At 62.5% G+C, this 15,673-nt stretch carries 6 protein-coding genes; 5 read left to right on the top strand and 1 reads right to left on the bottom strand.

Going from position 1 to position 15,673, the window contains the following annotated elements; all coding sequences use genetic code 11:
* Positions 1-82: 82 nt before the first annotated feature.
* Positions 83-2,716: a CehA/McbA family metallohydrolase gene (locus J4G43_RS44305; protein WP_210387409.1), complete on the top strand. Its 2,634-nt coding sequence runs from the start codon at positions 83-85 to the stop codon at positions 2,714-2,716.
* 164 nt (positions 2,717-2,880) lie between these two features.
* On the opposite strand, the gene J4G43_RS44300 is transcribed toward J4G43_RS44305, so the two are convergent.
* The gene (locus J4G43_RS44300; RefSeq protein ID WP_208088631.1) at positions 2,881-3,972 is read right to left on the bottom strand and encodes a LacI family DNA-binding transcriptional regulator; all 1,092 of its coding nucleotides are present in this window, start codon (positions 3,970-3,972) and stop codon (positions 2,881-2,883) included.
* 227 nt (positions 3,973-4,199) lie between these two features.
* Between J4G43_RS44300 and J4G43_RS44295 the strand changes: the two genes are divergently transcribed.
* The 4 genes from J4G43_RS44295 (at position 4,200) to J4G43_RS44280 (ending at position 15,290) form a co-directional block, all read left to right on the top strand.
* Positions 4,200-9,755: a hypothetical protein gene (locus tag J4G43_RS44295; RefSeq protein ID WP_228411337.1), complete on the top strand. Its 5,556-nt coding sequence runs from the start codon at positions 4,200-4,202 to the stop codon at positions 9,753-9,755.
* Positions 9,756-9,773: 18 nt separating this feature from the next.
* Complete coding sequence (locus J4G43_RS44290; RefSeq protein ID WP_028143544.1) at positions 9,774-11,081, top strand: DUF6973 domain-containing protein; 1,308 nt, start codon at positions 9,774-9,776, stop codon at positions 11,079-11,081.
* Between the two features lie 216 nt (positions 11,082-11,297).
* Positions 11,298-12,428 carry an SGNH/GDSL hydrolase family protein gene (locus tag J4G43_RS44285; RefSeq protein ID WP_028143543.1) on the top strand — a complete coding sequence of 377 codons (1,131 nt, stop codon included), beginning with the start codon at positions 11,298-11,300 and terminating at the stop codon, positions 12,426-12,428.
* A gap of 108 nt (positions 12,429-12,536) precedes the next feature.
* Positions 12,537-15,290: a trypsin-like peptidase domain-containing protein gene (locus J4G43_RS44280; RefSeq protein ID WP_208088627.1), complete on the top strand. Its 2,754-nt coding sequence runs from the start codon at positions 12,537-12,539 to the stop codon at positions 15,288-15,290.
* The last annotated feature ends 383 nt before the right edge of the window (positions 15,291-15,673 follow it).

The raw sequence follows: 15,673 nt of genomic DNA, 5'->3' as shown, positions 1-15,673 counted from the left end.
AAGCGTCCTTGCGCGAGCAGTCATTCACAACAAACAAAGAATGCTTGCGAGGCACTGAGTTGCTGAAACTGGAGTCCGAAGCATGAAAACACCTTCATCGCCGCACTTCACGCCTGTGGACTTGAAGCGATATTTCAACGCCAAGCGCGCAAATGCCGGTGAAGGGTTCGCCGCCCGCCCGGGTGACACCGGCTGGATCGCTTCACTTCGCGGGCTCCAGACCCATCGCGGCATGCCCTTTCTCTTCGGCAGCGAAATAGGGCCGGATGTGCTGGAGCTGCGCCCCGGGGCCCCTCCTGCCGTAATCGCGTTGCCGCCGACGATGGCGAGCTATGTGCTGTTCGTGCAAGTGGCGGCAGACCGCCCCAGTGCAAGCCCCGAGGGTTTCGGAGAGATCGGCCCGGCTACGCTGCCTGTAGAAGGCAATCCACTCGGCGACCGGGTGGCGACATACGGGCTCCGCTATGCCGACGGCAGCGAGACCGACGTGCCGGTGCTGCGCCGCTTCGCGATCCAGCAGAACCACATCTCCTGGAGTGCGAGTGCGTTCGCCGCCTTGCCGCTACGCGCGCCCATCGTACATGCAAGCACCGGCGAGGACTTTGTACTCGGCAGAGCGCCGGGGGCGAACTTCTTCCAGGGCGAGGCTCGCACCCAATCGGGACGCATGGATCGACAAGGTGAGAACGTGTGGCTTTACGCGCTCCCCAATCCTTATCCGGACAAGGAGCTTTCGGCGTTGAGCTTGCGCGCGGAACAGGAAATCTCGCTTGTGTTTGCGGTGACCACGACAGCGCTCACCCAGCACCCGCTGCGCCTCCAGGGCCGTCGCAAGCTGAAGGTGAGGCTGCCGCCGGGGTTCCATCTGAACAAGCTTGGCGAGCTCGATGTCGACGATCGGGGCCAGCAGATCGGCATGGACCTCGGCACGGTCATCTCGGCACGCGCAGTGCTCGAGTACTCCAGAGCGGATTGGCTGGGCGCCAAAGTTGATGTGCAGCCCGTGCGCTGCGCGAGCGAAGTCATCGTTGAGTACTCGGCGCATCCGGACGCAAGACTCTATCTGCGCTCCGACGATGGCCGCTTGCACATGTTCGAGCTTCGATCGTTGGAAGGTGGCGGTAACGCAGGCGCCTCGCTCAATGTGGCGACAGTCGAACCGGCCACAAGGCCGGTCAAGATCCGCATCATGGAAAAGGACAGTGGCGCGCGCGTTGCCGCGCGGTTGCATGTCCATGGTGCGCATGGGGAGTATCTGCCACCCAAGGGACATCACCGCAAGGTCAACACCGGCAGGTTCGAGGACTTCTCTGGCGAATTTGCCAATGGGCTGAACCAGTACGTCTACGTGGACGGCAGTTGCGAGGCGGACCTGCCGCTCGGGCCCGTGTTCGTAGAGATCTGCAGGGGTTTTGAGGTGCGCCCGTTGCGCACCATCGTCGACATCACTGCAAGCACGGACACTCTCACCTTTGAGCTCGATCGTGTGCTGCGCTGGCGCGAACAGGGATGGGTTAGCTCTGATACGCACGTCCATTTCCTAAGCCCGCAGACAGCGCTGCTTGAGGGCAAGGCGGAGGGTGTCAACGTGGTCAACTTGCTCGCCGCACAGTGGGGCGAGCTATTCACCAACGTCGCCGATTTCGACGGACGCACGACGTTCGGGGCAAAGGATTTCGGCGGCGACGGAGAATTCCTGGTTCGGGTCGGCACGGAGAACCGGATGCAGGTTCTGGGGCACATATCGCTGCTCGGCTATGAAGGTGAGATGATCAATCCGCTCTCTTGCGGCGGGTCCAACGAAGCTGCAATCGGCCATGTTCTGGAAGCGACCATGGCCGACTGGGCGGAGCGCTGCCGTCAGCAAGGGGGGCTGGTGGTAATGCCGCATGCGCCGAACCCGCAGGCGGAGCGTGCGGCCGACATTGTGCTCGGCCTTGTCGACGCCATCGAAATGATGTCGTTCAACCCGCGGACCGCGCAGATCAGCGCATTTGGTCTCGCCGATTGGTATCGCTACCTCAACATCGGCTACCATCTGCCGCTGGTGGCGGGCTCCGACAAGATGGACGCGGCCGCGCTCCTCGGGGGCTCACGGACCTATGTGCGGTTGGGCGAACGCGACTTCACGTATCGCAACTGGATGGATGCCGTACGCAGCGGGGACACGTTCATCACTGTCGGGCCTCTGGTTGAGATGACCGTTGAAGGACGTCGCCCTGGAGGCACGGTGTCCCTTCCCCGTTCAGGCGGCACCCTCACGATCGACTGGCGGATCGAATCGGTCAGCGTCCCGCCGGCGCGGGTGGAGCTCATATGTAACGGCACGGTCCTCGAGGAGGTTCGATGCGGAGGCTTGTCGTGCAAGGGGCAGCTCTCCCTGCCCATCAACGAGTCATGTTGGATCGCGCTGCGCGTTCGGGGCAGTGTCGCCGGACGCGAGGCCGACATTGCGGCGCACACCAGTGCGGTATATGTCAAAGTAGGCGGAATGCCCATCTTTGCCAGCGCGGATGCAGTGTCGGTCCTTGCTCAAATCGAGGGATCGATCGCCTATATGGACACGCTCGCTCCCAAGTCCGACGAAGCGCGACACTCGCGGCTGCGAGCTGCCCTGGAACTTGCGCATCATCGCCTGCATCATAGATTGCACGAACTGGGCGCCAGCCACCACCATGCGCCCGTTCACTCCGTTCACGTTGAACGCGAGCATTGAGAAGTCTCTTGTGCCATTGACGATCGCGCAGGCGGCGCATCGCATGCTCAGCCACCTCTACTTACGGGCGAATAATGATAAGGGGCGAGCAGCTTGCGTCACCGGGTCCTGGGATGCGGACGCCAGCCCCCGGTTCTGAAATAGTTATCAGGACCGTGGCCCGGTCAATGATCTCGACTGCGCCCGCGACGGGCGGGACGGACGCTGGACCGCGGCGGGGCGCTCGATGAGCGCATGACCAGCCGGTACGGCAACACGACACTTCTCGGGACAGGACTTCCGGCAATGGCATTGATGAGATAATCGGCGGCTCCCCGGCCGATTTCTGCTGCCGGAACGCTGACTGTTGTGAGCGGCGGGTCCATTTGCGCCGCCAGCTCCACATCGTCAAATCCTGTGATGGAAAGCGTAGCCGGTACGGCCAGCCCCATCTTGCGAGCCTCTGCCATTGCACCGATGGCAAGCGTGTCGGTGGTGCAGATGACTGCTGTCGTGTCCGGATGATCGGTGAGGAGCTGACGAAGGGCACTACGGCCCTGGGCAAGCGAATAATCGGCCTTGACGACCTGGCTCGGCTTGAGCGGGAGACCGGCGTCCGACAGCGCGCGCTGAATTCCCTCGAGCCTGGCGCGGGATCTGTCGTTGGACGCGGCGACAACGTTGGCAATCGCGCCAAAACGGACGTGTCCAAGCCTTAGCAGATACTCCGTCATCTCGCGGGTGGCGCTTTCGTTGTCGATTCCGATCGCGGGGATGCCGCCGCCGGCCTTGGCAACATAGGTGGTGATGACGGGTACGCCTGCCTGTTCGATCAGGCTCCTCAGCTCCCGTCCGTGGGAAGCTCCGACCAGCACGATTCCATCGATGCCGCGTTCAATGAGACTTTGCAGTTCCTGAAATTCACGCCGCTGGTCATATTGCGAATTCGCAATGAACAGCGTGTAGCCGCTTTCGCTGAGGCGGTTCTGGAGGGCTTCCACGCCTTTTGCAAAGATACCGAGCGCCAGTGTCGGAACGATGACGCCGACGGTCCGCATGCGTCCCGATTTCAATGCTCTGGCTGCGCTATCGCGCGTGTAGGCGAGGTCATTGATATGCCGCATGACCCTGTCGCGAAGCTCCGGCCGTACGATATCGGGGTGATTGAGAACCCGCGACACCGTCGCCGGCGACACATTCGCCTTCCGGGCAACGTCCTCGATCTTCACGCGCGGCTGCTGCCGGCCTTTGGGCGCGATTACAGGTTTCTTGTCCATTTGCGTTGGTCAACCAGGAGAAGGAGAGGGTCTCCCCTCAAAAGGGTTAAACCATCACGAGCGCTACCTTCTCAAGCCCTGTATGCGGGCCATCGGCGCTATTTTCTGCCCCTCTCATGCACAGATGGAGCGGGATGAAGCGAATCACCGAGGTCGGCATGGCGTTTCGTGTCGGCCTCGGCAAGGAGATCAACAAGGGTATCTTTCGTGCCGGGCTGTCGGTCACGGTGTTCGCCGAGATCGAGGGAGGCTATGGCGTGCTCTGGCACGATCCGGCTCGCCCGGAGGTGCGCCAGTGGACGCAGGCAGCATCCACCTTCGTCGCGATCCGCGGGCAGGTCGGCATACTCGGCGAGATATACGGCTATGTCGACTTCGGCATCGTGAAGGCCGGAGTCTCCATTCGCGTATGGGTTGCCTACGGCTTCGATATGAAAACGGACCACCGCATTCGCCTCTATATCGAGGCGGGTGTCAGCGTGCGGATTTCGGTCGTGATCGCCCGCTTCAGGGTGTTCGGCAAGACCATCGAGATCAGTCTGCATTTCAGCTTCTCGACGACCGTAGACTATTCCGTCTACGTCGGGTCGGACCGCAACACGCAGTACTACCTGTTCCAGCCGCGTGCCAGCACCGAGTCGATTGTCGTGACCGAAGCCGGCAGGCCGCTTCTGGTGTTCAAGGAGCCGACGGCCTGGACCGAAAACATCAATCCGGCAGACTGGCGGCTCGCACCTGATCTTGGGCCATGGCGGATGCCCGTGTATCTGATGCCGGACATGACGCTCGCAGCGGCAGCCGACGCGTCCGTTCGCGCCAACGCCGTTTTTCTCGGCGTCATTCCGGATAATACGGCCGATGGGCATCCCGTCGGCGGATCGAGCCTGGCTGTCTTGATGGCGGCCTGGACGATCGCAAACACCACGAACCGGAGCCCCGGTGTCGCCTTGCGCGATCACGAGATCACGTTCGACACGCTCGACAGAATTTCGCTTTGGGTTGCTGCGGGCGACACGATCTTCGACGGAACCGCCCACGCATCCGAGCGTCGGAAGCGCCAACCGTCTTTCCTGTTTATCGATGCGCTGTTTCGGACCAATGTCGATGCGACGATCTCGCGTGCGCCGGACGCGGTCGATGGTGCCGCGCAGATCGGCGGCGTGTTCTTCCCGCTTCCGCCCACCGCGACGATCACACGGAGCGGCTTCGCCGAGTCGGAATGGCCGGCGACGACGCGCCTTGCCGACAAGCAGGTCGTCAACGATGCCTACCGCGAAAAGATCGACGCCGAACTCCAGCGTCAGATGGCCGCTCTTGCGCCTTCCCGAGTTGCCGAGTCGCTCGGCGCCGAGGCGGAGCCGCAGCGGCTCCCGATCGCGCAGGTCCTGTTCGAAGACTATGTCGGGTTGATCATACGCGGCTCGATCTCGCGCCTTTGTGCCATCGCCGCGGAGAAGATCAGGACCGCAGCGCCGCGTGCGGATGGATCGCCTCATGCCTTCAGGCTGGGCGATCTGCTCGACGAACTGGAACGGGACGAGGTTCGCTCAGGCGTTCTCGCAATGGCGACGCGCCTGTTCTTGCATGGACCGCGGCTCCCCGACCCGGATTCGCCGCCGGCCGGCGTCATGCCTCCGAACCTTGCGCCCGGAATGCATCATGGTCTCTACCAGCTCGCCTGGCTGCAACATCCGCTCGGGCGCCCCGCCGTCCCGGCTGAGCGGCCGGCCTTCGTCATTGAGACGGGAGATTCGTTCCTGCGTGGCGGGGCGCTCACCTTTGCTATCGACGGCGTCGAGAGCGATGCCTTGGTCCAGTTCGCGGCCAGTGCGCACCTGTTTACCGACCTTGGCGGGCGCATCAGCGCCGCCGACAGGTTTCGAACGGTGCCGCGCGACTTCGCCGTGGGGCGCCCCCGCGTTCTCGGTGGCAACCGTGCCCATCTGGTCCCGTTCCCGGCCGAGGTCATTCGTCACCAGGCGAGGACGCGTAGCGAGGGCCTTGTCAGTCGTCCAGGCCTCCGTGCCTTCAGAATCGGCGAGCGGACGCGTCCGGAAGCCGCGGCAAAAATCGGCTCGCACGCCGTCATCGCGGTGACGCTGCGGCTGCAACTGGTGAAACCGGCCCCGGGTGCTGCCGTCCTCGATCGCTTCGAGATCGCCGGTATGCCCGAAGGCGATCGCGTTTGGCTGGATGCCCTCAACCTGGAGGCCGGCGGCGCGCAACGGATCGCACGCGCCGAGTTCTACAACGTCAAGCCGGATGGTCTTGAGCCGCTGGTTGGTGCAGCGACTTCGGCCGTGGTCGTGCAGAGTGACCTGTCGGCCGAAGCAAGGCCTTTCGGAGCGACAGAGCTGGCCGCGGAAACGGCTATCTCGGAGACCTATGTGGCTTCGATCGACGAGCTTCAGGCTTTTGTCGAAATCGTGCGGCGCGCGGGCGTCACGAACCGCGCCGGCACGAGTATCGGCTGGCCGACGGCTGGCAGTTCGATCCAGCAGTTCCCGCCTCGCCCGGAGGGAGATGGAAGCACGCCGCCGATCGAGCTAATGATGATCCTGTACCTGACCGAGGAGAGAGCGGGATACGCGAACGCAGTCGTATTCGATGTTCCTGCCGACCAAGCCGATCCTGCGGCTTATCTGGATGGTCACTCGTTCACGTTCCAGATCGACAGCGAAAACCCGTTGGCGCGGGCGGAGCTCAGCGAACCAATCGCTCCGGCCGGGGTCTTGCCCATCATCGTGACGCGGCCGGAGCGTCCCGCCGTTCCGACCGGTCTCAACGAGGAGCTTTGGGACCAGTTCGCCGCGCGCTTCTCCATGTTCGCCTATTCGGTCAGGGACGACAATGCCGAGCTGGTCTCGATATCCGAGAGCCTCGCTGTGGGGCACACCGACGACGAGGGCGTGACGGAGATGCTCACCTACCGGCTGGCCCTGCCGTTCGCCAAGCTGATGAATGCGAGCTCGCCCTATGCTGCCGTAGGCACGACGCTGCAGCTCGCCGGTCAATGGCGCGACGTCTACGGCAACGATTGGTCGGGGCCGCCGCTCGCGAGCGTCCCGATCAAAATCCGATACTCCGATCGCCTGATCCCGCTGAACGATTTGCCCGGGCTGCTGCTCGCATGGTGGCCTGGCAGCACTGCCGGCCGGCTCAACGTAGCCATGGTGCTTGATCCCCGCTCTGCGTCGTCAATCGTGCCGGAAGGTGAAGGCCCCCTGACCGACGACCAGTACCGGGCGCTGATTGAAATGTCAGATCGCGCCAGGGTCATCTACGCCCAGGCGGCATTGCAGCTTCGTGACGAACACATCGGCGTGTCGTTGACGGATGGCGGGAGCGAGCAGACTCGTGCCCTGAAGCGGTCGGTCGCGTTTGCGAGGCCCGACGTCGAGAAGCTCTGGAAGTTCATGGAGGCTGCCAGCGCAGCGTTCGGTGCGATGACGAGCGTGAGAGACTTGCGGACAATTCCGGCGACGACGGTCAGGACGGAAGCCGAACGGCTGTTGTCACGCGATCCTGTCGTGTTCGGATTTGATGTCGAAGTTTCGGATGGAGAGTTCGCTGAGCTTGCATTGGCGCTTCGGGTCGAGCGCACCAGCCTGGATGGGCTGGATGGCACTGAGCCTTCCGATGTGAAGAGCGTGGTTGTGCCGTTGCCGCTGCCGCTGCGCCATGACGGCTCTGCCAAGCCTGCAAACACCGTGGCGTTCCCCGCCGGTTTTGGGCGCACCCTGGAAGAACTGGAGGCTTCCATGGCACACTTTGCGCCGCAGTTCCTGCTCGCAACGGGGTATGGCAGCGTCCCGGGGCTGGTCGAGCGGGCGATCTGGCTGGTGCGGCAAGACGTGCTTCCGCCGGCCAATCATTTCACCACCGCCGTGCGCCACGACCTCGCACTGCCACCCATTTCAACCAGCCTGCACAGCTTCGTTGCCGACGTGCCGACGTTCGGGGACGAAAAGCCCGTGCGGTCGGTTGGCTTCGACCGGATCGATGCAGATGCAACCGCTGCCCGTGCGCTTACGCTGTACGACGAAGTGCTCGATGTTCCGGCCGTGCAAAGACTTTCCGACACGCAAGGAGGTCGCGACGCTCTGCAGCAGATCCTGATCGCCAAGGCGTCGATTGCCGCGTCACTTGTCGCAGATCTTCGCCCCGTTCTCGATGGCCGGCCCGCCATCGGAAACGTTCCAAACGCGATTCTGAAGGACAGGGTTCTGATGCGGCTCTCCGCTGCAGATGCAATCGACACGATCTCGTATTACGAGGATCAGGCTGCCGTCCCGCATGACGAGGAGAAGCGACCGCAGGCATATGGAAGCATCGTGTCGCGTGACACCGGCGTCGTGCCGTACACGATGCGGCCGTCCGCGATGCAGATCGGAGCTCCGGCGAGCGGGAGACGGCACTTGTTTGTCACGACCGACGTGACGCCGAACTACGACAAGAACACCGTTCCTTCGCCGGCCGGGTATCGGCTGACGCACGTGCAGCGATTGCCGCGACCCGCACTCGAGGCCGTGGTGCCGGGAGATCCGGGGCGTTATCGGCCGACCGCATGGCTCAAGCTCGCGACACCACGGGTCTATGAGCTGCCCGATGCGGACATCCCGATCGTGCGAAAGCGGTATCCGCGGACGCCCGCGATCGAGGTTGAATCAATTAGAAACACGGTGGCGAACACGATCGGCGATGCGCGGCTTTGGAGGCATTCGCGAACGTGGAGCTACGAAGGCAGCGGAAGCGATCGACTCAAATTGACCGTCCGCTACAATCCGGGAACCGGCCCATTGCCCACGGAAGCATTACTCGGCCTTACCCGGGACGCGCTGCGAGCAAGGGCGTTTGCGATCTTTGCCGAGGCGGTCGAGCCCGTTCTGCGACAGCTCGGCAGGGAGGCGACCGGCGAGGCTGCTGCCAAATTCCTCGCGGCACGCGCGCAAGACCTCGCAAGCGCATTGTCGCAACAGATTATCGAATCCGAGGCCGCGCTGGTCGAGCGTCTCGATGTTTACGATGTTGCAGAGGAGGTCATGGCTGACGGCCGGCGCCGTCTTGTCATCAAGCGTGATAAGAGCCGCGCCGGTCTGCCCGGGACCGGGGGCTTTGAGCTTTATTGTCCGGCCGACGCCGCCCATCCGAAGACCGACGATGTCGGTCCGCTGATCTTCGATGAGGGGGATCTGGCGAAGCGACTGAGACGGCTCGATGCGTTGGATCTCGACATTCTCGCCTATCGCTCCGTGCAGACGGAGCTGGATCTGACACGTAATGCCGAAATCCGGGGGAAACCTGTCGCCAAGGAATTCGTCTATCGGGTTCCGACCGTTGCGTCGGGTGCTCCGCTGGTGCCCATACTCACCGTGGCCGAGGTGGAGATGGCGTCGCAAGCTCGCTCGTTCGGCGAACACTTCGCCGCAATGCTGAAGGATCTGCTTGGGCCGCGCGGTGGCAGCGCTTCCGACCACGACGCGATTCTGGAAGAACTTTCATTGGATGCGCTCCTCACCTTCGAGCCGCTTCTTGCTGAAGAGGTCGATATCAAGGGAGACGGCCTGCACGTGTCGGGCCTTGCGCGCTCCGGACTTCGGACCGGGGACTGGGCGGGCTGGGTCGGCCCGTTTGTCGAATCGGTAGCGGCGTGGCGCCGGTCTTATCGACCCGCAGCCGGCGGCAATTATGTCTTTGACCTTCGTGTATTCGAAGCTGCGTCGAACCGGCCGATCATCCGGATCCGGCGCTGCGTCCTTCCCGCAAAGTTGATTTCTGGTTGACGGTAAGGGTTTAACGAAATGAATCTGCAAACGAAGTGGTGGCGTATTTCCGCGGCAATGTTGGCATTCATCGTGGCTTCCGCGGTTTCGCTCGGATATGCGGAGGCGGCGACGCCAAGCTACCTGCGATTGGTTGTCGGGGGTGTCTGTCTGCTCGGCGTATTTATGTTTGCAAGCGGCATCACCGGCGTGAAGACCGCGCTGGTCGACGAGTTCAATTGCTACTCACTGCAGCGCGTCATTACGTTCGGGTGGTTTGTCGTCCTCTCTTCGGCCTTCCTCGCAATTTCGTTCTGGAACGTTGCCTTGTGGAAGGCGGGCGGAAGCGGCGTGGTGCAGTCCTTCGTTGAGATTGATGCAAGCATCTGGGCGCTCGCTGGTGTCGTGCTCGGGGGCCTCGTCGGAAACGGCGTGGTTAATTCGATCCATGCCGCGACCCCGCCAAAGGATGCAGGTGCCCACGAGAGCGCTCTCTCCCCGGACCCCCGGCGCCAGGGGTCGATGTACCGCAATATCGAGATCGATGACGCGAAGCCTGCCGACATTACAACCAATAGCCAGTTTGGCGTTCAGAACACCGTCGATATGACGGCCGTGCAGCAACTGCTGCTTCAAGCCGCGGTTCTCGTTGCCTATGTGGTCGCGGTAGGTCGGCTTGTCGTGGCAACTGCCAGCAACGAGCCTATCGGACATCTTCCGGGTCTTCCCGCCGAACTGTTGGCTTTGCTCGGCGTGAGCGCGGTGGCTCAGGTCGGAAATGCAGCGGTCCCGAAGGCCAAGATCAATGGTGAGGCCGCGGCCCCGAAGCCGACGGAAAGATTTTGGACCGAGGGCCGCGAGCGGGCCGCGGAGAGGCTCGCACATGAAAAGTCTGGTCAGGAATCCGGCGGGCTGCCGATCACCTCAGGTGTTCTCAGTGCCCCAGAATGGGATTTGTTCAGGCAAAATCCCGTCGTCGGCGCTCTGGTTCTGTTACACGCGAAAACTGCCGTGAACGAGGCTCTCGCCCGCTACAAGTCGACGGCGCTCGAAGACGACAATGGCGATGCCTTTCGTCATGCGTTGTGGAACGCCCGTATGGCGGCCGACAGCGGCGTGGGCGTTGTCTGGGCCGAGAAATGGGCGACTACGCATGAGGACGGAAATCCCGGCAAGCCGCTCGCGACGCAAATGGACTTGTTCAACAACGGGGTCGGCCGCAAGGCGGGCGACGGCATGAAGGTCGATGAGGTCTTGAAAAAGGTGCAGGACTGCGTCGATACCGGCAGGTGCAGGGTCTTGCGCGCCGGAGTCCTGGTAAACTCGGACGGCAAATACAAGCTGTAGTTCGATCGCCGCGTCGACCGAATTTCGAATTTCAAGCAGCCATATGAGCCAAGGCGTACGCTTGCCTGGATTGAGTCAAGTGCCGCATTGACGAGCGGTGGTCGTTCATGCATCTTGAAGTAGTATGTTGATCCTATTTTGTCTGCCTGGGCCCGCGCGAATGGCGGGACCCTGGGTGCGGAATGTGTATTGCAATCACGATAGCATGCTGTGCGTATGGCAAAGCAGAAGCGGACCAGGAAGGTCACCGTCAAGCCGCGGTCCGGCAAGGGCAAGGCCGGCTCGCAATCTGGCGCAAGGGAGGCGGCGGTCGCGGCCGGGCCCGTGACCCTGGACGAAGCGCGCGTGCTTGCCGGCGTATCAGCGCCGGCGCGGCCACGCGCGGCTGGTCTCGAGACCGCACGGGCAGCGGTAGCGCAGTCGCCCTCGCTAAGGACAATTGGCCAGGAGCGCGAAAAGCTGCGACGCGAACAGCGCAGCGAGCGCGTTCGCCGGACCCGCGAATACCAGGCAGTCATGAAAATCATGAAGGCCCGCGGCACGTTGCCGCCGCGAGCGGGACGCGGGGAAGGCGGCGCCGAGGCGGCAGGCGAGCGCGGCGAGGCGTTCGCGCCTCTGCAGATCCTCGCCGAAGGCGATTCGTGGTTCGAATATCCCGTGCCGCTGTTCGGCGGCGGCATCGTTCCGCGACTGGAGCGACGGCTGGGCGTGCCCATCCTCAACCTGGCGAAGACGGGCGATGAGGTTCGTTTCATGCTGGGTGTCGAGGAGCGCACGACCCTGACCGAACGATTGACGAACGGCAGTCCCGCGGGCGGCGATTGGGACCTGCTGCTGTTTTCCGGAGGTGGAAACGACATCGTCGACAATCCGATGGCGCTCTGGGTCAAGGACTGGAATCCGACTCAGCCACCAGCGGCGCACGTCAATCAGCCGCGCTTTGCTGCGGCCTTGGCGCTGGTGCGCGCCGGATATGAGGATCTGATTGCAATCCGCGACAAATGCAGCCCCGACACGCATCTCATCTTTCATGGTTATGATTTCGCCATACCCGACGGCCGCGGCATCTGCAAATTCGGACCGTGGCTCAAGCCGACCTTCGGTCTGCGCAACTTTCCGACGATTGCGTCGGGCCAAGCCGTCGTCAGCGAGATGCTCGGGCAGTTTGAGGCGATGCTGGAGTCGCTGAGCGGTCCTCGGGTGACGGTCGTCAGGACGCAAGGTGTGCTGGCGCCGCAGGTGTCCTCCTGGCACAACGAACTCCATCCTGCGAAGGCGGGGTTTGAGCAATTCGCCGACTTGTTTCATCAGAAGATCAAACAACTTTTTCCGGCGCGCGTCGCTTGACCGGCGACAAGTTCGCCGGCGACGCCGTAATCATTTTCCAGCAACCGCGGAGCGCGAACGATGGCCGACAAATCCCAACGAAGCGATCTGATCGAGTTCGTCAAACGGTTGCTCGCGCGCAATCCCGACGCGGCGCAGAGCGTCGCCAAACGGATAAGGGACAAGGCCGGTCTCGAGACGGCAAACCTCGAGGAAGCGCCGCCAAGCCCGCGTGATGTGATTGACCTTTTGACACGCAGTCCGATCGCCGATCTGGAGACGATCGTGTCTGAGGAGAGACCGGTTTTCTTCGTCGAGCGAAATGGAGAAGCCGGTCTCAATTTTGAGGATGTGTCGCTTATCGGTGTCGAGGCACAGACGCTGTTCGAATTGTCGAAGCAAAGTCGCGCGGTTCCGGAAGGCTTGGTCGACCGGGTCGGCCGCATCGACCTCGTGGACTTTCCGGGCGGTGCGCCATTCGCGGGGACAGGCTGGTTGATCGATGCCGGAATTATCGTGACCAACCGCCACGTGGCGAATGTCTTCGCGCGGCGACAAGGGCAGGGCTTTGTGTTCCGTCAAGGCGCCGGCGGCGGGACGATGAGCACGGTTTGGGATACCGGTCATTTTCGCGATGCGGCATCTGGTGGGCTGCGCCGCCAGATTGCCGAAGTGCTCTACATCGAGCCGGATGATGGGCCGAACGACATCGCCTTCATGAGGCTTGCGTCCCTTGGCCACGGGGATGAACTGCCGCCGTTCAAGATCGCAGGATCCGACGCTCTGGAAAACACCGCCGTTTTCACGCTCGGCTACCCCGCCAAGGCACCGCCATCGCGCATCTCCGATCAGGCGCTGATGCAGCGGCTCTATCGTGGCATATATGACGTGAAGCGGTTTGCCCCCGGCTACATCACGGCGCCGCGTGCCGGTGCCACGACGCATGATTGCACGACGCTGGGCGGCAACTCCGGATCGGTGGTCGTCGATTTCAAGACCCGCGAAGTCGTCGGCCTGCACTTCGCCGGCATCTATAAGGAGACGAACCTGGCGGTCCCGGCCAGCCAGCTCAACTTTTACGTAGCGAAAAAGCGCTGGACCCTGCCTCTGGTGATCGAGTCCCGGCCGGCGATCGCACAGGCGCCGCAGCCCGCCCCCGGCGGGCGGGGCACGGTGAGCGTCACGGTGCCGGTCACCATCACGGTCGACCTCGGCACGATATCGACTGTGGCCGGTGCGGCCCGTGTCGGGATGTCGGTCGAGCATGCCGCCGAGGCGTTCTGGAAGCAGAAGCCGGAAGGCGTGCTCGCAGCGCGCGTCGGCTATCTTGAGGATGACGGCCGCATCGGCGATACGCCCTGCATCGCCGTGTCAGCGCAACCAGGCGCGCTGGAGGGGCTGCGCGCGGACGGACCGCATTCGTTCCAGGGCTATCAGGTCCAATACGCCCCGGCCACGGTCGAAGAGCAGCTCGAGGGCCTGATGTCTCTCGAGGCCGCCGCGGCTCCGAACGCTTACGACGACGATGCCCGCCGCGATCCAAAATACCAGTTGAGTCCGGTCGAAGAACTGATGACGGTGCGCGCGCACGTCAGCCCGGAATACGGCTTCGATGAGCTGAAGGCCTTTATGAGCGAGGATGCCGGCTCCTGGGTTTCGGCGATATACGAATTTCGTGCATCAGCCATTAGCGACCTGATGGCAAAACGTCTCGCTGCCGGAACGAAGATCATCCTGGCAGCCGACTTCAAGACGTTCGCTGACGTTGACGACGAGACTACCGAATTCGATGCAGAGGCGATCTTTCAGAAGTGGGCCGATCGGTTCGGCGATGGCAAGTTCAAGCGCATCGCCGTTCCGCTCGGAACAACCGGCCTGGTTCAGCAGTCCTATCACATCAAGGTCACCGTCCGGAACGATGACAAGTTCTGGCTGTCCTCTGGCAACTGGAAGAGTTCGTCGAGCCAGCCGATCATCGATCAATCCGAGCGCGACAGGGCTACGGAGGAGGACCTGCCCGGCAATCGCGAGTGGCACGTGATTGTTCAAAGCCCAACTCTGGCCGAGCGATTTCGCGAGCACATCCTTCAGGATGTGCGGCGGTCGCATGACCTTGGCGGCAAGGAAGTGCCGGTGAAAGCGGATGATCGCGAGCCGCTGGTCGATGTGCCGGAGTCCGTCTTCGAAGCCATCGAGCGGCCGCGCGAACGCCGGCCGCCAGCGCGGCTGAAGAAGCCCCTGGAGATCACCGAAAGCATTGTCGCGGCCCCTCTGCTCACGCCCGACCGCGAAGGCGGAGTGTACAGCGAGGCCGTTTTGAAGCTGATCCGCTCCGCAAGGCGCAGCCTCGTGTTCCAGATCCCCTATATCGGAATGCCGAGCAACCCGCGGCAGCATCGCGGCTACATCGACGATCTGATCGGCGAACTGACCGACAAGCTGGTTTCGCTGGACGATGCCCGCGTGATCCTGCGCGCGGACAGCAGCAAGAAGTTCTCGGATCCCACCCACTCTGCCTGGTATTTTAAGTCGAAGGGGGTCGACATCGACTCGCGTCTCAAGCAAATCCCCAACCATCATACCAAGGGTATGGTCGTCGACGGCAAGCGCGTCCTGATCGGGAGTCACAATTGGAGTGGCATGGGGGTATCGACCAACCGCGATGCTTCACTGATCTTCGATCACGCCGGAATTGCAAAGTACTTTGCGGACGCGTTTGAGATCGACTGGGATCGCGCCGACCCGGTCCCGCCCAAAAAGTTCGTCCCACGGCCGCGCGGCGAGGAGAGCGTGCTGATGGTTACACCGGGAGACGAGGCGCCGCAGCGGCCCGGCTATCGTCGGATGCGACTCTCGGACTATCTCGCAATGGTGGATGAATGAGAGCGACTCAAGCCGCCATGTCCAACTGCCCATTGCTGCCAACATCGAGCAGATCGAAATTGCCGTGCTCCCTCAGCCAATAACAGGTCGGCCGTCTTCGATCTAGGTTGTCCATTAGCCTGGCCCCCCGGATGGGTGCAAATCGAACTTCTCCTCCATCTTGGACGACGTCTTTGGAAAGCTTGGAAAACGGGCGCAGGTCTATACGTTTTCGGGAAACCACGACATGTACCGGGACGGCGCGGAGATTTCAGTTGCAAATAACTGCCGGCGCCGAATCTAGTGATCCACTTACAGGGGTTTCCGCTCGTTAGCTCGGGCTGATCGCTCGCGAATCCCTCTGCAAAGTAGCACCCTGCGACAACATGGCGCGTGTAATATCA

Source organism: Bradyrhizobium barranii subsp. barranii, assembly GCF_017565645.3.
GTDB classification, from domain to species: domain Bacteria; phylum Pseudomonadota; class Alphaproteobacteria; order Rhizobiales; family Xanthobacteraceae; genus Bradyrhizobium; species Bradyrhizobium barranii.
This window is presented reverse-complemented; position numbering and strand designations above follow the sequence as displayed.

Excerpts from the sequence above, each read along its gene's own strand:
- J4G43_RS44305 (WP_210387409.1), top strand. The coding sequence starts at position 83 with ATGAAAACACCTTCATCGCCGCACTTCACGCCTGTGGACTTGAAGCGA.
- J4G43_RS44300 (WP_208088631.1), bottom strand. The coding sequence starts at position 3,972 with ATGGACAAGAAACCTGTAATCGCGCCCAAAGGCCGGCAGCAGCCGCGC.
- J4G43_RS44290 (WP_028143544.1), top strand. The coding sequence starts at position 9,774 with ATGAATCTGCAAACGAAGTGGTGGCGTATTTCCGCGGCAATGTTGGCA.
- J4G43_RS44285 (WP_028143543.1), top strand. The coding sequence starts at position 11,298 with ATGGCAAAGCAGAAGCGGACCAGGAAGGTCACCGTCAAGCCGCGGTCC.